Origin of the sequence: Qipengyuania sp. (assembly GCF_965277845.1) — a bacterium.
Lineage (GTDB): Bacteria > Pseudomonadota > Alphaproteobacteria > Sphingomonadales > Sphingomonadaceae > Qipengyuania.
Map to the genome: position 1 here is coordinate 349688 of NZ_OZ255844.1, position 18986 is coordinate 368673.

Here is an 18986-nt window from a genome sequence, read left to right on the forward strand (position 1 = left end):
GCGCACGGTAGTGCGTGGCCCAGAGGAGAGGAGAAACCCATGCAAAGACTCGGATTACGCCACCATTGCGCCCTTGGAGCATTGGCCGGAGCGCTGGCCTTCGCGCCCGCTGCGGCGCAAGCGCAAGACCCGGCTACCGACGATCAAGCCCCCGATCTCGTCGATGCCGCCGACGTCGACGACGGCAATGTCATCATCGTTACCGCACAGGGCCGCGCGCAGGAATTGACCGATGTTCCAGTGGCAGTGAATGTCGTATCGGCCGAGGTTCTGCGTAACTCCGGTGCTGCAGATATCCGAGAGCTCAATCAGGTGGCTCCATCGCTGCTCGTGTCCTCGACGGGTAACGAGGCCAATGGTTCAGCCCGTATTCGCGGCATCGGCACGGTGGGTGACAATCCTGGCCTCGAGAGCTCGGTTGCCGTGTTTGTCGACGGTGTATACCGTTCGCGATCCGGGAATGCGCTGAGTGAGCTAGGCCCGATCGACCGCGTAGAGGTCTTGCGCGGTCCGCAGGGCACTCTGGGCGGTCGCAACTCCTCGGCCGGTCTGATCAACATCTACACCGCCCCTCCGGAATTCGAATTTTCAGGCTATGGCGCCTTCACCTATGGCAATTACGATGCGATCAAGGTCGAAGGTGGGATCAACGCTCCGATTGGGGAGACCGTGGCAGCGCGTCTCGACGGCGTCTATTTCCAACGCGACGGCTTTTACAACGATGTCGTCAACGATGTGCGGATAAACGATCGTGACCGCTACCTGATCCGCGGCCAAGTTCTCTTTGAGCCGACGGAAGATCTGAGTTTTCGTCTCGTAGCTGATTATTCGAAGAAGGACGAAGCCTGCTGTGCGGCCACATTTGTGCAGCCGGAGTTTGCACCTCTTGCGCAAGTCAGCCCGGGGCTCAATCCGTTCACCAGGCCAAATGGCGGCCCACCTCTCACCAGTACCTCGAACCCGATCGTGCCTATCCTGCTGGGTCTCGGACAGGATCCGCGCGCATTGTCCCAATCGACCTTCAACCGCGATCTCTATATCACACCCGGTAGGTCATATGCTGGCGAGACCGAGGACTGGGGCCTTTCCGGCGAAATCAACTGGGATTTCGGTAACGTTACCCTGACATCAATCACTGGCTATCGCGAATATTCCAACAATCAGGCTTCGGATACCGATTACACTCAAGTCGATATTCTCTATCGCGCGCCAGGAAGTAACGCGGGCGCACGCGAATTCCAGACATTCACTCAGGAACTGAGGCTCCAAGGCGAAGCGTTTGATGGCATTCTGGATTGGCTGGTGGGCGCATACTACGCGAATGAGAAGCTGAATTTACGGGACAACCTGCGCTTCGGTGAACAGTATGGGCGTTATGCGGCTTGTCGTCTAGCTGTTCTTGCAGGTGTACCGACGACGACAGACGCGACCGGCTGTCTTTCCCCCCAAACTCGCGCATTTCTCGCGGATAATCCGTTCACCCCAGGGGTTGATCCCGCATTCGGACCTTTGACACCTGTGGTGATCGGCGCATTCGATCGGCTTGATACGATACGCGACCTTGGCAATGCCGGAGGAGGCGGATTTAGTCAGGACAGTGAGAATTTCGCATTTTTCACTCACAATATCTTCAACATTACCGACAAACTCGATCTGACACTCGGCCTGCGTTACACGAATGAAACCAAGTCGATCGATGCAAGCTTCAGTAATGACAATGTAGTTTGTCCTGCACAGCAGCAGGCGCTCCTCCCCTTCTTGGGTGCTTCACCTGCGCTCGATCCGTTGCTCGGCGGTTTCGTCACGCTAAGCTGCCTTTTCAATTCAACAGCCGAGCTTGATGGTCAGTCGATATCCGATACACGCGATGAGGACGCGTTCACCGGCACGGCAATCCTCTCCTACAAACCGACCGATCGCTCTTTGGTCTACGCAAGCTACTCGCGCGGCTATAAAGCGGGTGGGTACAATCTCGACACATCGGCACTCAAATCGCCGATCCCCTCTTTCAGCCAACTTGGCGGGGCGCAGGCGCTCGCGCCTAATCTTCAGTTTGAGGAGGAAACTGTCGACGCTTACGAAATCGGCGGAAAATATGACGGGCGGAATTGGACGCTATCGGTTGCCGCCTTTCATCAGGAATTTTCAAGCTTCCAGTTGAATACGTTCAACGGACTCTTCTTCGTTGTGCAGAACATCAACGGCTGTTCGAACCTGATTGACGGGCCCGGTGCCGACGAGGATGCGGACAGCGGCACAGGATCTTGCGATCCCTCAGACGTCAAGCCGGGCGTCACCTCGACCGGCGTCGAGGTGGAACTTAACTTGCGCCCAGCACGGCATCTGACCACCAATTTCGGTGTGACCTATGCCAACACCAAGTTCGACGATGATCTTGTTGGTAGTAATGACGGGTCTCCCTTGACGGATCAGCTTCGCCTGCTTCCCGGAGACAATTTGTCGAACGCGCCGGAATTGATCGCAACCGCATCGATTTCCTACACGCCGCCTCTAGGCAATAGCGGACTGTCCGGATTGTTTTATCTGAATACCAGGCTGAGCGATGATTATAACACGGGCTCGGACCTGCTGTACGGGAAAGAACAAGACAGCTTTTTCCTCGTGAACGGTCGTATCGGCGTGCGTGGGCCAGACGAACGGTGGGCTGTGGAACTCTGGGCGCAGAATCTCTTCGATAAGGATTACACCCAGGTTGCGTTCAATACGCCGCTGGTCGCGCCGCAGCAGACCTATTCGGCCTTCCTGGCCGAGCCGCGGACTTATGGCGTGACCGTTCGCGCCGGCTTCTGATCCGCATCGGATGAGCCACATACGGGCCCGGCGTCGGACGATGCCGGGCCCTTTTTCTTGGGAATAGGAGGTCCAGCCATGTCGTCATTCGACCTGACCGGAAAGGTCGCCATCATCACCGGATCGAGCCGTGGGATCGGCCGCGCCATTGCCGAAAGCCTCGCTGCTCAAGGCGCGCGGGTGGTGATTTCGAGCCGCAAGCAGGACGCCTGCGAGGAGGTCGCCGCCGCGATCAATGCCGAGCATGGCAAAGGCAGCGCGGTGGCGATTGCCGCGAGCATTTCGGAGAAAGCCCAGCTTGAGGACCTCTTCGCCCGGACCAAAGCGGAACTCGGCCCGGTCGACGTCCTCGTCTGCAATGCGGCCAGCAACCCCTATTACGGATCGATGGACGGCATCACGGACGAGCAGTTCCGCAAGATCCTCGACAACAATGTCATATCCAACCACTGGCTGATCCAGCTTGCCCTGCCCGACATGCGCGCCAAGGGCGACGGGGCGATCGTTATCATCAGCTCGATCGGGGGCCTGCGCGCCTCGACCACGATCGGGGCCTATTGCATCTCCAAGGCCGCCGATTTCCAGCTGGTGCGCAATTATGCCGCCGAGAACGGCAAGCACGGCATTCGCGTCAACGGGATCGCTCCGGGCCTGGTAAAGACCGATTTCGCCAAGGCGCTTTGGGACAATCCGGAAGCCCTCGCCGCGACTGAGAAGGCACTCGCCATGCGCCGCATCGGAGAGCCCGACGATATTGCGGGCGCTGCCGTCTATCTTTCCTCGCCCGCGGCGAAGTGGACAACCGGGCAGACCATCGTGGTCGATGGCGGGGCGACGATCTAGCCGCTGGCCTAAGGCAATTCGCCGCCACCCAGCGCCTGCCACAGCAGCACGCGGGCACGCTGTGCCCGGCCCAGCGCCGCCGCAGCGCGTTCGCCGCTCGCATCGGCGGCACGGCGTGCCTCGAGCACGGTGAGAAAATCGGCCAGTCCGGCTTCGTAGCGGGTGTTGGCAAGCCGCGCGGCGCGCTGCAGGTTCGTAGCCTCGGCTGCCGCTGCCTGCGCCTCGACATCGGCGGCGGCCACCAGACCATAGCCGGCCTCGGCATCGCCGAGCGCGGTATAGACCGCGCCGCGATAAGCTTCGAAAGCGGCTTTCTTTTCCGCTGCCGCGCCATCGATTTCCGCCTGTATCCGCCCGAAATCGAGCAGCGGCCCGGCTATCGTCGCGGCAAGCGAGCCGACCACCGATTCGCTGTCGAACAGATCGCCGATGCCGAAAGCCAAGAGGCCGATCGCCCCCGACAGGTCGAATGTTGGGAAGCGCCTGCGCGCGGTCGCCGCCAGTTCGGCGTCCTCGGCCGCGAGCGTGGCGGCGGCGGCGAGTACGTCCGGACGATTGGCGAGCAGTGCGGAGGGCAGCGTTGCGGGGGGCGTGGGCGGATCGGCGCGGCTTTCTCCCTGCGCGAGTGAAGCGCGTACTTGCGCCCCGCCCTGCGCGGTCAGCGTGACCAACCGGCCGAGAAGGCGCGTGCGCTCGCTATCGAGCGCGGCCAGACGGCTGCGCGAGCTGGCCGCCGAGCTTTCCGCGCGCACACGATCGAAACCGGGTGCAATCCCGGCGCGTTCGCGCACGCCTGCCAGCCGTGCCAGTTCTTCTGCCGAAGCAATGTCGCTGCGCACTTCGGCTTCGCGTGCTTCGAGCGTGCGCCAGTCGATCACGCTTGCCGCGATTTCCGCGAGCAACGCATTGCGCACCGCCCGCGCACTGGCATCGGCGGCATCGACGCGGGCCAAGGCGGCGCGTTCCTGCGCGCGCAGGCGTCCGAACAGATCGAGATCCCAACGCGCGGTCAGATTGGCGGCGTAGGACACGCGCTCCGTATCGAAGGCGACACCCGGCGGCAGATCGCCTCCGAAAGAGGCGGGATTGGTGCGCGTGCCGGTGACGGCGGCATTGGCACCGATATCGGGCAGACGTTCCGCCCCCGCCCGATCGGCACCTGCCCGCGCCTGTTCCACCCGCGCGGCCGCCTCGGTCAGTGTGGGCGAGGAAGCCAGCGCCTGCGCGGCGAGCGTGTCGAAAGCCGGATCGCCCAGGGGCATCAATCGGGCCAGCGTGGTGCCCTGCTCGGCATCGGGTGCGAACAGGAAACCTTCGGGCAGAACCGGTACCGGCGTAGCGATTTCGGGCGGCGGTCCGCCCGCGCAGGCCGCGAGCGACAGCGCGCTCGCCACGAGGAAGAGCGCGCGCCGTGTCATTCCTCTGCCCCCTTCGCAGCGATATAGGCATCGACCTGCTGGCCGACGCGGAACAGGCCGTTGGTCTCGGGCAGTTCGTAAATCACTTGCAATACCCGCACATCGACGCGCTCGGCCGCGCTGTTGGTCAGCGAACGTTTGGGCACCACCAAGGGCTCGGCGCGCACGAATTCGGCCTCGACCCGGCGATCGGATGCACCGCGCGGGCTGACCGTCGCCGGCGCGCCGAGCGCGACGCGAGGGGCCTGTTCCTCGTCGATATCGATGCGGACATGCAGCGGCTGCGTCTGCCCCATTTCGATGAAGGGCTGCGAACCGCCCCCACCCATGGTGCTGACATATTCCCCCTTACGGATATTCACCGCCAGGATCTCGCCCGCAATCGGTGCGCGCACGGTCAGCCGGGCGATCTCGGTCTGGGCCGAGCCCGCGCGGGCCTGCGCTGCCTGGAGGCGTGCCTGCGCGAGGCTCAACCGTTCGCGCGCAGCAGCCGCTTCGCCCTCCGCCCGGATGACTTCCGCCCGGCTAACCGCGGCGGGATCATCGACATTGCGATAGAGCGCGAGCTGCTGCGCCGCGGTCGCCTGCGCGCTGCGTGCCTCGGCGATCGATGCACGCGCCTCGGCAATCGCGGCATTGGCTTCGCGCAGCTGCGCGCGGACCGCGCGATCGTCGACGGTGAACAGCACCTGTCCTTCTGTCACGCGGTCGCCCGGCTGAACGAACAGGCCGGTGATCAATCCCGACAGCGCCGAGCCGATCTGGATCGTTTCGCTAGACGGTTCGACCACGCCCGCACCGGCAACGCGCGCCTGCGCCGCCAGCTCGGCCGGGGCACGTGGGGGTTCGCGGTCGGGTTCGGTCAGGTTTCGATCGGGCAGGCCGACAAAGATGAACAGCACTGCCGCGAGCAGGCCGAGCAGAGCGATCGCCGGGAGGATCTGGCGCGAGAAGCTGAGGTTTTTCCAGTCGAGTGCCATGTCAGTGTCCTTCGGGCATGTCCTTGCCGTCGTGGGTGATCCGCCCATCCTCGAGCACGAGGATGCGGTCGGCGAGGTCGAAAATACGATTGTCGTGCGTGACGATGATGCAGGCGCGGTCTTCGGCCACGGCGACGTCGCGCAGCAGGTCCATCACCCGTCGGCCGGAAGATGCATCCAGCGCGGCGGTGGGTTCGTCGCACACCACCAGGCGCGGTTCGTGGACCAGTGCGCGGGCGATGGCAACGCGCTGTTGCTGCCCGCCCGAAAGCTGGCTGGGCAGCTTGCCGGCCTGGTCGCCGATATTCAGCTTCTCCAGCATGGCGACCGCCTTCTCACGCGCCTCCAGCCGGTCCATGCCCTGGGCGATCAACGGCACGGCGGCGTTGTTCGCCGCATCGATGGAGGGGATGAGATTGTATTGCTGGAAGATGAAGCCGATGTTCTGCAGGCGGAATTCGACAAGATCGGTATCGCCCAGATCGTAAATGTCGGTGCCGAACACCTTCACCTCGCCCAGCGTCGGCCACAAGATACCACACATAATCGAAATCAGCGTGGTCTTGCCCGATCCGCTCTCGCCCACGAGAAAGGTGAGCTCGCCCGCGCGGACATCGAGATCGATGCCGTGCAGAACGGTGATCGTCTGCTGGCCCGCTTCGAAATCGCGCGTCACCCCGCGCGTGCAGATCGCGGCTTCGGGATTGCACCCGCCGATTGCGGTCGTGTCCATCGATTTGCCCATCAGCGGAACACCGAGGCGGGCTCGGTCTTGAGCACGTTGCGCAGTGCCAGCCAGCCGGTCAGAGCGAGGATCACGGCCACCGCCAGCGCGCTGATCAGCGGAATCTGCCATGGGATGTAAAAACCCTTGAAAGTCGGATCGCCCGAGAAGCCCCAGATGAAGAATACGGTGCCCAGCACGCCCAGCCCGTAGCCGGTAAGCCCGACCAGTCCCGCCTGAACGGCGACCATCCGGCGGATTTTGGAATTGGTGACGCCAATGGCCTTGAGCGCCCCAAACTGCTTGATGTTGTCGCGAATGAACAGGCTGAAGGTCAGCCCCACGATCGCCACGCCGACGATGAAACCGAGCATGACGGTGATCCCGAAATTGAGCGGGATGCCCGTATTCTCGATGATGAACTGGACCCCGTCCTGCGCGAATTCGTCGCGGGTCTGCGCCTTCAGCCCGGTTTCGCGCTCGATCCGCTCGGACAGCGCCTTGGCCTCGAGCGGGTTCTCCGCGCCGACCAGCACGAAGGACAGGCGATTGCGCGTGCCGGGCACGTAGTTCAATGCCTGGCTGTATTTGGTATAGAGCACGACAGTACTGGTGAAGCTGGGTATCGCATCTGCGATACCGCGGATTACCGCGCGCTGATCGTTCAATTCCAGACGTTCGCCAATGGGCGATTGGCCGGGAAACATGCGCGTCGTGCCGACGTCGTCGATGATCACGCTATCGGGCTGCGAGAGCACATCGGTCGAGCCCTCCAGCATCCGCTTGGGCAGGCCGATCAGAGTGGCATCGTCCACCCCGATCACCGCCACACCTTCGAGATCGCCATCCTTGGTGCGCACGCTGGCCTGCGCGCGAATATGCGGCACGGCCCATTCCACCCCCGGCACGCTGCGCACCTTGTCGAGCGCGGTCGAGGGCATGGCATAAGCCACATCGGTCGTGCGGCTGACCGGGTCCATCACCCAGATGTCGGCGCTGGAGACATTGTAGACGCCACTCGCACCGCGTTCGATCAGATTGACGAAAATGGTCAGCTGCTGGGTAATCAGCAGCGTCGAGAAGGCAATGCCGAAGACCAGCCCATAGAACTTCTGGGCGTCCCCGGTGAGCATCCTGATCGCAATCCAGAGCACGCTAACTTGCCTTCACCTGCCGATAGGTCCATTAGTGAACGATGTCGTTCAAGTGAACGGAGGCGTTCAGTTTGTCAAGCATCGAACCGAAACGGACCGGGCGACCGGCGGACGAGGCCAAGCGCGAGGCAATCCTCGCGGCCGCCGCCGACTGCTTTTTCGAGCACGGTTTCGCGGCGAGCTCGATCGAGCAGATCGCGGCCGATGCGGGCGTTTCGAAGGTCACGATCTACAACCGCTTCGGCGACAAACGCGCGTTGTTCACCGCGGCGGTAGAGCTCGAATGCGAGCAACTTCGTGACAGCCTGAAGGTCCCGGATATCCCGTCGGGCAGTCTGCGCCACCGCCTGACCGCAATCGGCGAGGCCATGGTCGCGTTTCTCTCACGTCCCAGGATGGTGCAGTTCGAGCGGCGCATAGCTGCCGATACCGAACACGAACCGGCGGTTGGCGAAGCCTTCCTGACGGCCGGTCCGCTGCGGATGAAGAAAGCCTTCGCGGCGTTGATCGCCGCCATGCACGACGCGGGCGAGATCGAAGTCGGCGACCCCGAACTCGCAGCCGAGCAATTCGCCAGCATGTGCAAGGGGATGGGCGATCTCGAAAGACGCTTCGGTGCCGCCGACGACCCCGATCGCAATCGCCGACGCATCGAGGGCGCGGTGGAGGTCTTCTGCCGTGCCTACGCCCGGGACTAGGACGGCGGTTTTTCCATAAGCCGTTGTGCCTTGGGCAAGAATAGGCGAGAACCCGGACGATGTCGCTCTCGCTCAGAGGCCTTTTCATTGCGCTCCCGATAGTTGCGCTGATCATCGGCGGCATGGCCTGGAGCATCTACAGTGCCAATATCGCCGCCGATCGGGCGAACGCGGCCAACGAAATCGATATCGCAAATGCCGCGGCGGCTGGAACGCTCGAGCGCGAAATCGCGCTGATTGCGGAGACCGAGGAAAAGGCCGCGGCGACCATGGCGCGCAAGCTCGAGCAAGGCGGGCCGACCGATCTCGACGACGTTTTCGTGCGGGCACCCGACGGCGCCTTCCATACGCGCGACGAGCTGTGGACCGGGCAGAGATTTCCCGGTGCGATCAGATTGACGGGGATCGGCGGATTTCTGGCCCCGCCGGAACCGCTCGGAGAGCGCCGCGCAGCGATCCTTGCCGCTTTCGAAACCCTCAAGCAAATGTCCAACGGCCTGCCGAGCAGGATCGAGAGCCTTTACTTCTTCTCTCAGGCGAACGATTTGTTGATCTACGCGCCGCGCCGCCCGGACCGATTGTCATTCTACCGGAGTGCCCCGGCGGATTTCGATTTCCAGGGATCCGAGTTCAGCCGGATTACGTCGCCGGCCAACAATCCCGAAGGCGAGCTGCGTTGCACCAGCCTGCAGCGTCCCGCCTATGACGAATCCGGCGAACTGTGGACCACCGGCTGCATGCTACCCGTGCGAGTCGATGGCCGGCATCTCGGCGCATGGGGGATCAGCATTCCGCTGGAGGATCTCACGCAAAAACTCAGGCCACCTCCCGACGGAGCCTACACGGTCATCGTCAGCCGCAGCGGAAAGATAATCCATCATTCGGGCGTTGCCGGCCCGGATAATCGGCAGCTTGCCGCAAATCTGGACCTTGCAAATTCTCAGGACGACCACCTCCGCGCGCTCTGGAGCTATGTGCGGGACGGAATCGAGAACCGTACCGATTTCGCGCAAGGCCTGGACGCCTATGTTTCCGCCCGCCAGCTCGATGCTCCGGAATGGTACGTTCTTACGCTGCTGCCCGAACAGGCACTCAGCGACCGGGCATGGTCCGTCGCCCGGCGTGTCATCCTTGTCGCGCTGGTCGGCGCGCTGGTTCTTGGTTTGCTTCTCGCAGCGGTGTTTCACCGTACAGTGGCACTACGAATAGCCCGGCTCGGAACACGGATCGACCGTGTCGCCGCGATGGAGGGGATGGACCTGGATGCCGGGACCAGCGACGAGATCAGGCAGTTGGAGCATGCTTTCGACCAGATGGAGCAACGTCTTGCCCTCGCCCGTTCGCGCGAGCGCCGTTCGTTCGACGTATTGGTCGACGCAGCAGAACGCTATGCGATGATCCTGTTCGACGAGCGCGGTCGTCTCCTTCGCGCCAGCAAGGGGGCCGTCGACCTGTTCGGGGAGGACGAAGTTGCCGAACTCGCGGCGCGCTGGGGCCTGGCTACCGAAGGCGATGTCATGCCAGATTTCGCGGACCGGCCGGGTCCCAAACCCTCGGTGATCGAACGGACGCTTGCGGACGGGCGTAGGGTCTGGCTCGAAGAAGCGCTGGTTGCGCTCGAAGACGAGGCCGGTGCGCCGTTCGGGACGGCCTATATCGGCCACGACATCACCGATCAGCAAAACGCCGCGCAGGCCTTGCTACGCGCGCGCGACGCAGCTCGCGCGGAAGCGCGAGCGAAGACCGATATCCTGGCGGTAATCGCGCACGAAATCCGGACACCCGTTGCGGGTATTCTAGGCTTGATCGACCAGGTCCGTCGCGAGCGCTCCGAAAGCGAGCGCAGCCGCGCGCTCACTCTCATCGAAGATTCTTCGGAGGCGCTGCTCAAGACGCTCGACGCGACCCTGCAGCGCACGCGAGCCGAACGTGAGGAAACGGTATCACAAGTCGAAGAGTTTCAGCCTGCCGCGCTCGTCGAACGGGTGGCAGAGTTGTTCCGCCCGCTCGCCCGCCGCAAGGGCCTGGCTCTCGACGTGGTGACGGGATCGGATGGCCTGGTCATCGGCCAGCCAACCCGCATCCAGCAGATCCTCGCCAATTTCGTTTCCAATGCGATCAAGTTCACGTCCACCGGAAAGGTCACCCTCTCCTTCGATCAACCCGAGAAGGATTCCGAGATCTGGACCTTCAGCGTCGAGGATACGGGGGCAGGAATCGATCAGGAACGGCTGAAGACCATATTCGAGCCCTTTTCCGGCAGCGCTCCCGATACGCTTGGCCGCTCTACCGGCAGCGGGCTCGGCCTGTCGATTACGCGCGATCTTGCGCAGCAGATGGGTGGCACCGTCGCCGCCCGGATTGGGGATGAAGGCGGAACGCGCATGGACCTGGCCTTGCCACTCGAGGCGGTGACCCACGACGATGTCTCTTCGCTCGAACGTGGAGTCGTCGCGGTCCGGCTTACCAAAGCCTCGCTGGCATTGCGGGTCGAAGTGATCGCTCATCGCAAAGGCTTTGCGATGTTCGACTCTGCGGCAAGCGACGCCGAGATTGCCAGTGCAGACATGTTGGTGACGGACGATCCCGAGCCCGAAATCGAGCCTACGTTCAAGCTTCAGGTCATAGTGGTCGAAAGCGGCGAGGCAGCGAGACGTGGCGGTGTGTTGTACGCGAGCGAGGCGGACTTGCTCGACATGCTTCCAGATCTGCTCGACGAGGTCGCCGATGGATAAAGCTCACGACATCCCTGCAGAACGCATGGTGGAGATCCTCACTGCCCGGCTCGATCGCAGCGAACGGGCCCTGCGCGATGCCGAGACCGCCCTCGAAAGCCGTATGAAGGAACTGTACCGGGCCAACCAGGAATTGCGCCTGCGCGAAAACGATCTCGCACGGAAGCTGGAAATCGAAAGCGCGCTTCTCCTCGGCGCGCTGTCGAATGCGCAAATGGCGACCGCTTACGGCGAACGTGACCGGGGCTTTACCGTCTCGGACAGTGCTGGATCGATCCTCGGTACCCCCGAAGGCGAGGAGGCGACGCTCGAGAAGCTTGTCGAGGCGATCCATCCGCTCGACCGCGACCGGATCATGCGCGAAGGCATCCAGTTCTTTCGAGATCGAACGACGGGTGTCGCCCATCGCTACGAACATCGCATCATACGGCAGGACAATGGCGAAACACGCTGGCTCCGCTGGTCGATCAAGCGCGAGCCGGGCACCGAGGAACGCCCTTCGCACATCGTCGCAATGGTGCGCGATATTACCGAGGAACGGCGCAACGAGCGCAGCGTGCGCGCGCTGCAATTGCGGGCCGAGCGACGCGTGCGCGAGCTTGCGACGCTGCAATTGGAATTGGCCGCGGCAAAGACCCAGGTCGAAGATGCGCTGAACGCGCGCAATCGCTTCATTTCGGAAATGGCGCACGCCATCCGAACGCCGCTCGCGTCGCTCACTGGCGGGCTGGAGCTTCTGGAGACATACGTCCGCGAAGATGGCGCGAAGGATCTTGCGGTTGCCCGCGAGGCGGCGGAGCAGCTTGGCGAGCTGGCCTCGCGCCTGATCGAGGAAGCGGCAGCAGACGACGGCAAAGATCCAGTGCTCGCACAAGACCCGCCCGCCATGGAGACCCCAGGAGCCTCGGAGGGCATACCCGATCGACCCCGCGTCCTCCTGGCCGAAGACACGGAAAGCAACCGCTATGTAGTGGAGCGCCTGCTCGCCGAGCTGGGATGCGACGTCACTTCGGTGGAGAACGGCGCAGCTGCGGTCGAGGCAGTACGGCGCCAGGGTTTCGACCTCGTCGTGATGGACGTAATGATGCCGATCATGAACGGTGAGCAGGCCACGCAGGCGATCCGCGCTCTCGCCGGACCGGCGGCGCGTACACCGATCATCGGCGCGACGGCGCACAGCCTGCAATCCGAGCGGGAGCGGTTGCTGGCGGCGGGAATGACCGCCTGTCTTGCAAAACCCGTGCGCAAGGACGCTCTGGAAACCGCAATCCGCACGGCCCTGATCTCGGGGCGGGACGTCCGCCGGAACGAAGCGCGGTTCGATCACGAACTCTTCCGCCGTACATTCAGCGAACTGCCTTCGGCCTATCGCAAGCGAATGCGCGATGCCGCCAAGACCGATATTACCAAATATGCCAGCGAGGTGCTTTCTGCAGTCGAGACCGATGCCGAGGAAGCCCTGTCGAAGGCAGCGCATTCGCTCACCGGCGTTGCGCTCAATATCGGAGCGATCGGCATCGTCGAGGAACTCTCTGCCTATCGCGAGGCGAGACGCGACGGGGAAGCGTCGATCGAGGCTTTCCGCGAAGCGGTCGCCGCCTGCCTGCTGGCAGTCGACGACCTCTACGAAGCGCTGGTCGCGACCGATCAATAGGCGCCGCGTCCGCCGATGACCGCCGGGACGGTCATTGCGAGCAATCGCAGGTCGGTCGCAAAAGAGCGGCGGCGCAAATAGGCCCGGTCCATGATCGCCTGCCGATGGAAGGGGATCTCCGCGCGCCCCTTGACCTGCCAGCTGCAGGTAATGCCGGGTTTGCCGTACAAGCGTTCCCACTGGCGGTCGCGATAGCTGGCGGCCTCGGTGGGCAAGGCGGGGCGCGGTCCGACCAGCGACATGCTGCCTCCCAAAACATTGAAGAGCTGCGGCAATTCGTCGATCGACAGGCGGCGGATGACCTTTCCTACCCGGGTAATCCGGGGATCGTCCTGCATCTTGAAGCAGGTGCCCGCGCGATCGGACCGCGCCAGCAGCGGCGCCCTGCGCGCCTCCGCATCGGTAAACATCGAGCGGAACTTGATCATCGAGAACGTCCGACCGTTCGCGCCGACCCGATCCTGGCGAAAGAATACCGGGCCGCGATCCTCGGCCCAAATGGCAAGCGCCGTGAGAAGAAACAGCGGTAGCAACATCAAAAGCGCGAATGAGGCGGCGGCGATATCGAACAGGCGTTTCGTTGCAGCGCCGATCTGCGCATCCACTCCGCGCACGCGGGCGGCCTCCAGCACGCTATGAGCGAGGAAACGAACATTGCCGACGAGATAGCGATTGGCCATGCGGCGCGGCTCGATGGCCAATCGCCAGACCCATTCGCAGCGCAGCTTGCGCACGGCCAGGGGAGCACGCGCGATACGGCCGGAGTAATAGTCGAACAGCCCGCCGACACCCATGACGACCGGAATCTGCAGACGCGCGCGATTACGGGCGATCCAGCTTTCCTGCAGCGGCACGCCGAAGCCAACCATGAGTATCCCCGCGCCTGAGGCGTTGATTCGTTCGATCAACGCGTCTTCCTCGGCGGGGTCGAAATATCCGTGGTGCGTTCCGCGAATTCTGAGCGCGGGCCACTGGTCGCAAGCCCAGGCCGCCGCGGCATCCGCGACACCCGGCACGCCTCCCAGCAGGAACAGGCCCGTCCCTTCCACCGCCGCTCGTTCGCAGATTTGCGGGAACAGGTCGGTACCGTTGAGGTTCTCGGGGCGCTCGTAGCCGCACAGGCGTGCTGCAATCTCAATACCGATGCCATCGGGCAGCAGCAGATCGCTGTCGGCAAGGTCATGGCGGTAATTTGCGTCATCGCGCGCCTGATTGACGCAGTGGGCGTTGATGAAATTGACCGTCATGCGCTCACCCGCACCCGCACATTCGACAATCTGCGAGGCGGCGAATTCGGGCGAAGCGCTGGCGAGCTCGAGGCCGAACAGATGGATCGTGCGGAAGGCTTCCGCACGTCGCGCGCTCGGCAGGCCAAAATCGACCGGAAAGGCTGCAGTGCGTAAGGCCGAAGCGGGGATATGTTTCATGGCGATGCTCCTTGGTCAAAGTCATCGTCGTAGGGGCAACCCCCGTGCCACTTCGGCTAAATACCTGATATATAAATGATTTTTAACTGTCGCTCGAACACACCTCTCCCGTAGAAGAGCCATTTTCGCATTTTGCGGCAGGTGTTCGATGCAAATTGCATCATGCGCCGGTGCAGAATGCGAAGCCTGCATTGGCCATATTGAAAAACTCCCGGAAATGCGCGCTTTCCTGGAGTTGGCACGCTCTTTGAAAAGTCCTCGGCAATCGCAATTCGAGGATTTCATGCCTGCCATTCGCTCATCACTTAATGCGCTCACCGCTTCGCCGCTGGTGCGAGGCCTGGTCGCATTCGGCTCGGCCGAAGCGGCGACGCGCGTGATCAGGCTCGGCGTGCTTCTCGTCGTCGCGCGCCGCGTGACGCCCGAAATGTTCGGGACCGCCGCATTGGCGCTGAGCCTGTTCGAACTGGTCCGCGTGCTTGCCAATGCGGGCATCGGCCAACGGCTCATTCTCGCTTCCGACGCCGAGCTGCCCGCGCTGTGCCGCACCGCCTATCGCCTGTTCTGGATAGTGTGCCTCGGCGTCGCCGGCGTGCAATTGAGCGTGGCGGCGATCGCCGCCTGGCTGTTCGACCTTCCGCAAGCGGGCGCGATGCTGGCCGTGCTGGCGATCGTCTATTGCGTCATGCCCCCGGGCCTCGTGCAGATTTTCCTGACCATGCGCGCCATGCGTATGGAGAGCGTGGCTCGGATCGCGGCGACGCAGAACATCGCCGACAGCCTGCTGACCCTTTCGCTGGTGCTCGTCTGGCCGAGCGCATGGGCCATCGTGCTGCCGAAACTGCTCGCGGCGCCCCTTTGGACCATCCTTGCCCGGCGCTCGACGCCGTGGAAGGCCGATCCGAAAGTGGCCCCGGCCCCGTGGCGCGCATTTGCCCTATTCGGTCCGGCGATCCTTGCCAGCGAAATGCTCGCTGCTGCGCGGCTCAATGCCGACAAGCTGGTCGTGGGCGCATTGTTCGGGACCGAGGTGCTCGGACTCTATTACTTCGCCTTCAATGCCGGGCTCGGCATCACGCAGAGTTTCGTTGCCGCGTGCAATCTCGTCGTTTTCCCGCATCTTGCCAACGCCGATCATCGCAGCGGCCAGCGCGAATTCCGCAAGGCCTTCGTCACGGGGCTCGCCATGCTGGCCCCTGTCGTCGCCGCCCAGGCACTACTCTCGCCCTTCTACGTGCCGCTGGTCTTCGGTGAGACATGGGTCCCGGCCGTACCGTATGTCGCGCTGCTCTCGCTCGCTGCCCTGCCACTTTACGCAGGGTCTCTGGTCGGCGCGGTCCTGCGTGTCGACGGCCGCCCCCAGCGCGAGACGCTGCTGACTGCCTGCGCCAGCGCCGCCGCGCTCACCGGCCTCGCCGCAGGCTCTCCATTCGGCCTGACCGGTGCCTGCATCGGATACGCCGCCGGCCTTGCGCTCGCCTTCATTCCCGCAGCCGCCCTCAGGCTGGCCGCCCCCACCCGAAATACGCTTTCCATCCAAGGAGCCATGTCATGAACACGCCCCGCTTCTCCGTCGTGATTGCCGCCTACAATGCACAGCGCACCATCGCCGAAGCGCTCGACAGCGTGCTGGCGCAGAGCGAGACCGATTTCGAAATCGTCGCGATCGACGACGGCTCGCAAGACGACACGCTCAAGATACTGCTCGGCTATGCCGCCATGGACGAGCGGATCCGCGTGGCTTCGCAATCCAACCAGGGTGTTTCGGCCGCGCGCAATCTGGGCGTGTCCAAGGCAAGCGGCGAGCTTGTCGCCTTCCTCGATGCCGACGACATTTGGCATGCCGACAAGCTGGCCAGCCATGCACGGCTGCACGATGAGGACCCGCAGACCGAAGCAAGCTTTGCGCGGATCGCCTTCTGCCCCGATCGGGCAGGCCCGCTGCGCGCCGGCCGCACGAAATCAAGCGTGCCCGAGGGTTATTGCGCGCTCGAGGACGTAGTGGTCGAAAACGCCGTGTGCACCATGTCCAACCTGGTCGTGGAGCGCGAAACACTGCTCGCGATCGGCGGTTTCAACCGCGCCATGCGCCATGTCGAGGACCAGGACCTGCTCGCTCGCCTGGTCGGCAATGGCCACCTGCTACGCGGCATTCCCGAAACGCTGGTCGGCTATCGCATGAGCGCTGACGGGCTGAGCTGCGATTTCGCCGCCATGCTCGCCGCCTGGAAGGATCTCGCCAGTCGCTGGGCCGACCGGATCGACGTCAAGCGCGGCGAGGCGCTGTATTGTCGCTACCTCGCGCGGCGGGCGCTGCGATCGGGTGCGACGACGACCCTCGCACGCGATTTCGTCCGCCGCGGCTTCGCGAGCGATGGCAAGGCTTTTCTGTCCGGCGGCGCGCGCGGCGTCATGACCGCCGGTGCCGCCATCGCAGGAAGCGCAATCCCGTCCCGCGCGCGCAGCGCGATCTTCGCCTGATCCCATTATCCGTAGGAGACCCAAGATGACCTGTCCCCGCATGTCCGTCGTCATGCCCGCATACAATGTCGAGGCCTATATCGAAGAAGCCATCCAGTCGGTCCTCGACCAGAGTTTCGAGGATTTCGAACTGATCGTCGTCGACGATGGCGGGTCCGACAACTCAAGGACGCTGGCGCGCAGCTTTGACGATCCGCGCATCCGAATCATCTCGCAGGACAACCGCGGCCTGGCCGGTGCCCGCAATACCGGGATAGCCTATGCCCGCGCACCTTATATCGCGTTGCTCGATTCCGACGATCGCTGGCACAGGGACAAGCTACTGCTGCACTATGTGCATCTGCAGGCCAATCCACATATCGGCGTAAGCTATTCCGGCTCGCGCATGATCGACGAGCACGGCGAGGCCATGGCGGTTGCCATGCGGCCCAAGCTGTCCGGCGTGCGTGCAAGCGACATTCTCTGCCGCAACCCGGTCGGCAATGGCAGTGCTCCGGTCCTGCGGCGCGAAGCGCTCGATCGCGCAGCATTCCGCCATCCCCAAGAACCGACCCGGATCTGCTGGTTCGACGAGAGTTTCCGCCAGTCGGAAGACATCGAACTGTGGGTCCGCCTCGCGTCGGTCCATGGCGTCAGCTTCGAAGGCATTGCCGGGTTGCTAACCGAATATCGCATCATCGGCGGCGCGCTGTCGGCCAATGTGGTCAAGCAATACATCAGCTGGTCGCGCATGCTCGACATCGCCAGGACCAACGCGCCAGAACTCGTCGCGAAATTCGGCGACCGGGCGCGGGCCTACCAGCTGCGTTATCTGGCGCGCCGGTCGATCCAGTTGGGCAATGCCGATCTGGCAGACGACCTGTTTGGGCGCGCGACCCGTCTCGCGCCGCAAATCCACTGGGAGGAGCCGGTCAAATCGGCCATGACATGGGGCGCGATCAAGCTCGCCCTGCTTGCCGGACCCGACCGTTTCCAGCGCCTTGCGCGGCCTTACCTGGGCGCGGCGGCATGATCCGGATGGTCCACCTGCTCGACGATTTCGGCATGGGCGGCGTCACCCGCGCGCTGTCGCTGTTCGACGACCCGCGCCTCACGCGCATTGCGCATTCGTGCAGCGTCGCCATGGGCCGGGGGCCGGGCGAGGCGCCGAGACTCGAGGCCGATATCATCGTCATCCACGTTCCACCCTGCTGGAGCCGCCTACCCTATCTGATGTCGCTCAGGCTGCGAAATCCCGGCGCGCGGATCGTGCAGGTCGAGCATAGCTATACCCGAGCCTTCGAGGCGGACCAGGTCGCATCGCCCATCCGTTTTCGCACCCTGCTGCGGACCGCCGCACGCCTCGTCGACGAGGTCGTCGCTGTATCCGAGGCTCAAAGGGAATGGCTCGCCGACGTCGGTGTTCCCCAGGAGAAGCTGGCTACGATCAATCCTTGGTGCGGGCGCGAGGAACTCTATGCCATTCCCGACCTGCAACCGCGCCAGGGCCCGCTTAAGCTGCTCGCCTACGGCCGGCTTGCCCGGGAGAAAAACTTTGCCGCGCTGATCGAGGCGATGACGTGCTTTCGGGCGGACGAAGTCATGCTCACGCTCTTCGGCGCCGGACCCGAAGAGGACCGGCTTACCGCGCTCGCGGAAAGCCTGGACAATGTCCGCCTGCAACCCTCGACCAATGAATTGGCGCCCCGGCTGGCCGCCTGCGACGCGGTGATCGTGCCCTCGCGCTACGAAGCCTTCGGGCTGGTGGCGACCGAGGCGCGCATGGCCGGGCGACCCTTGCTTGTCGCCGATGTCGATGGGCTGACCGCGCAATTGCGCGGCGGCGCCGGCTTTGCGGCACCGATTCACGGCGCAGCGGACATCGCCAGCGGCATCGTGCGGCTGATGAATGCCGACCTGCCCGCCATGGGCCGCGCCGCGCGCGCAGGCGTCACCCGCCAGCACGATGCCATCATCTCCGGTTGGCTGGCAGTCATTCAACGCGCCGCCGAACGAAATCCCGCAACAGCCGACGCCCGGTCGGCCCGAATTGCCAGCGCCTGACTCGCGACCCCATCCAGG

At 63.6% G+C, this 18986-nt stretch carries 14 protein-coding genes; 9 read left to right on the top strand and 5 right to left on the bottom strand.

The window, feature by feature from the left end; all coding sequences use genetic code 11:
- Positions 1-39 precede the first annotated feature (39 nt).
- Positions 40-2811 carry a TonB-dependent receptor gene (locus ACQY4G_RS01720; RefSeq protein WP_421992615.1) on the top strand — a complete coding sequence of 924 codons (2772 nt, stop codon included), beginning with the start codon at positions 40-42 and terminating at the stop codon, positions 2809-2811.
- Positions 2812-2889: 78 nt separating this feature from the next.
- Complete coding sequence (locus ACQY4G_RS01725) at positions 2890-3654, top strand: SDR family NAD(P)-dependent oxidoreductase (protein WP_421992617.1); 765 nt, start codon at positions 2890-2892, stop codon at positions 3652-3654.
- An 8-nt stretch (positions 3655-3662) separates the two neighbouring features.
- Here ACQY4G_RS01725 and ACQY4G_RS01730 read toward each other — a convergent pair whose 3' ends face one another.
- Genes ACQY4G_RS01730 through ACQY4G_RS01745 form a run of 4 tightly spaced genes read right to left on the bottom strand, consistent with a single transcriptional unit; the run spans position 3663 to position 7930 of the window.
- Positions 3663-5072, bottom strand: a complete 1410-nt coding sequence (locus ACQY4G_RS01730; protein WP_421992619.1) for an efflux transporter outer membrane subunit — start codon at positions 5070-5072, stop codon at positions 3663-3665.
- A complete protein-coding gene (locus tag ACQY4G_RS01735) occupies positions 5069-6052 on the bottom strand; it encodes an efflux RND transporter periplasmic adaptor subunit (RefSeq protein ID WP_421992621.1) in 984 nt (327 codons plus the stop codon). The genes ACQY4G_RS01730 and ACQY4G_RS01735 overlap by 4 nt, the downstream gene beginning before the upstream one ends.
- A 1-nt stretch (position 6053) precedes the next feature.
- A complete protein-coding gene (locus tag ACQY4G_RS01740; protein WP_291173344.1) occupies positions 6054-6785 on the bottom strand; it encodes an ABC transporter ATP-binding protein in 732 nt (243 codons plus the stop codon).
- Between the two features lie 11 nt (positions 6786-6796).
- Positions 6797-7930 (bottom strand): ABC transporter permease, encoded by a 1134-nt coding sequence (locus ACQY4G_RS01745; protein WP_067694073.1) that lies wholly within the window; start codon positions 7928-7930, stop codon positions 6797-6799.
- Positions 7931-8001: 71 nt separating this feature from the next.
- Between ACQY4G_RS01745 and ACQY4G_RS01750 the strand changes: the two genes are divergently transcribed.
- From ACQY4G_RS01750 to ACQY4G_RS01760, 3 genes are all read left to right on the top strand, one after another.
- On the top strand, positions 8002-8628 hold the full coding sequence (locus ACQY4G_RS01750) for a TetR/AcrR family transcriptional regulator (protein WP_067694071.1): 627 nt from the start codon (positions 8002-8004) through the stop codon (positions 8626-8628).
- Between the two features lie 122 nt (positions 8629-8750).
- Positions 8751-11363, top strand: a complete 2613-nt coding sequence (locus ACQY4G_RS01755; RefSeq protein WP_421992623.1) for an ATP-binding protein — start codon at positions 8751-8753, stop codon at positions 11361-11363.
- Positions 11356-13017 (top strand): response regulator, encoded by a 1662-nt coding sequence (locus ACQY4G_RS01760; protein ID WP_421992625.1) that lies wholly within the window; start codon positions 11356-11358, stop codon positions 13015-13017. Before ACQY4G_RS01755 ends, ACQY4G_RS01760 begins: the two co-directional genes overlap by 8 nt.
- Here the strand turns inward: ACQY4G_RS01760 and ACQY4G_RS01765 are convergent.
- Complete coding sequence (locus ACQY4G_RS01765) at positions 13011-14444, bottom strand: WecB/TagA/CpsF family glycosyltransferase (RefSeq protein WP_421992627.1); 1434 nt, start codon at positions 14442-14444, stop codon at positions 13011-13013. The two genes, ACQY4G_RS01760 and ACQY4G_RS01765, sit on opposite strands and share 7 nt — an antisense overlap.
- A gap of 283 nt (positions 14445-14727) precedes the next feature.
- Here ACQY4G_RS01765 and ACQY4G_RS01770 point away from each other — a divergent pair, with 283 nt between their 5' ends.
- Genes ACQY4G_RS01770 through ACQY4G_RS01785 form a run of 4 tightly spaced genes read left to right on the top strand, consistent with a single transcriptional unit; the run spans position 14728 to position 18968 of the window.
- Positions 14728-15999 carry an oligosaccharide flippase family protein gene (locus tag ACQY4G_RS01770; protein WP_421992629.1) on the top strand — a complete coding sequence of 424 codons (1272 nt, stop codon included), beginning with the start codon at positions 14728-14730 and terminating at the stop codon, positions 15997-15999.
- On the top strand, positions 15996-16925 hold the full coding sequence (locus ACQY4G_RS01775) for a glycosyltransferase family 2 protein (protein ID WP_421992631.1): 930 nt from the start codon (positions 15996-15998) through the stop codon (positions 16923-16925). The genes ACQY4G_RS01770 and ACQY4G_RS01775 overlap by 4 nt, the downstream gene beginning before the upstream one ends.
- Before the next feature lie 25 nt (positions 16926-16950).
- Positions 16951-17937 carry a glycosyltransferase family 2 protein gene (locus ACQY4G_RS01780; protein ID WP_291173325.1) on the top strand — a complete coding sequence of 329 codons (987 nt, stop codon included), beginning with the start codon at positions 16951-16953 and terminating at the stop codon, positions 17935-17937.
- Positions 17934-18968, top strand: coding sequence for a glycosyltransferase family 4 protein (locus tag ACQY4G_RS01785; protein WP_067694055.1), 1035 nt, complete (start codon positions 17934-17936; stop codon positions 18966-18968). Before ACQY4G_RS01780 ends, ACQY4G_RS01785 begins: the two co-directional genes overlap by 4 nt.
- Positions 18969-18986 lie beyond the last annotated feature (18 nt).

Excerpts from the sequence above, each read along its gene's own strand:
- ACQY4G_RS01720 (WP_421992615.1), top strand. The coding sequence starts at position 40 with ATGCAAAGACTCGGATTACGCCACCATTGCGCCCTTGGAGCATTGGCC.
- ACQY4G_RS01780 (WP_291173325.1), top strand. The coding sequence starts at position 16,951 with ATGACCTGTCCCCGCATGTCCGTCGTCATGCCCGCATACAATGTCGAG.
- ACQY4G_RS01730 (WP_421992619.1), bottom strand. The coding sequence starts at position 5,072 with ATGACACGGCGCGCGCTCTTCCTCGTGGCGAGCGCGCTGTCGCTCGCG.
- ACQY4G_RS01735 (WP_421992621.1), bottom strand. The coding sequence starts at position 6,052 with ATGGCACTCGACTGGAAAAACCTCAGCTTCTCGCGCCAGATCCTCCCG.
- ACQY4G_RS01770 (WP_421992629.1), top strand. The coding sequence starts at position 14,728 with ATGCCTGCCATTCGCTCATCACTTAATGCGCTCACCGCTTCGCCGCTG.
- ACQY4G_RS01775 (WP_421992631.1), top strand. The coding sequence starts at position 15,996 with ATGAACACGCCCCGCTTCTCCGTCGTGATTGCCGCCTACAATGCACAG.
- ACQY4G_RS01765 (WP_421992627.1), bottom strand. The coding sequence starts at position 14,444 with ATGAAACATATCCCCGCTTCGGCCTTACGCACTGCAGCCTTTCCGGTC.
- ACQY4G_RS01740 (WP_291173344.1), bottom strand. The coding sequence starts at position 6,785 with ATGGACACGACCGCAATCGGCGGGTGCAATCCCGAAGCCGCGATCTGC.
- ACQY4G_RS01785 (WP_067694055.1), top strand. The coding sequence starts at position 17,934 with ATGATCCGGATGGTCCACCTGCTCGACGATTTCGGCATGGGCGGCGTC.
- ACQY4G_RS01725 (WP_421992617.1), top strand. The coding sequence starts at position 2,890 with ATGTCGTCATTCGACCTGACCGGAAAGGTCGCCATCATCACCGGATCG.
- ACQY4G_RS01755 (WP_421992623.1), top strand. The coding sequence starts at position 8,751 with ATGGCCTGGAGCATCTACAGTGCCAATATCGCCGCCGATCGGGCGAAC.
- ACQY4G_RS01760 (WP_421992625.1), top strand. The coding sequence starts at position 11,356 with ATGGATAAAGCTCACGACATCCCTGCAGAACGCATGGTGGAGATCCTC.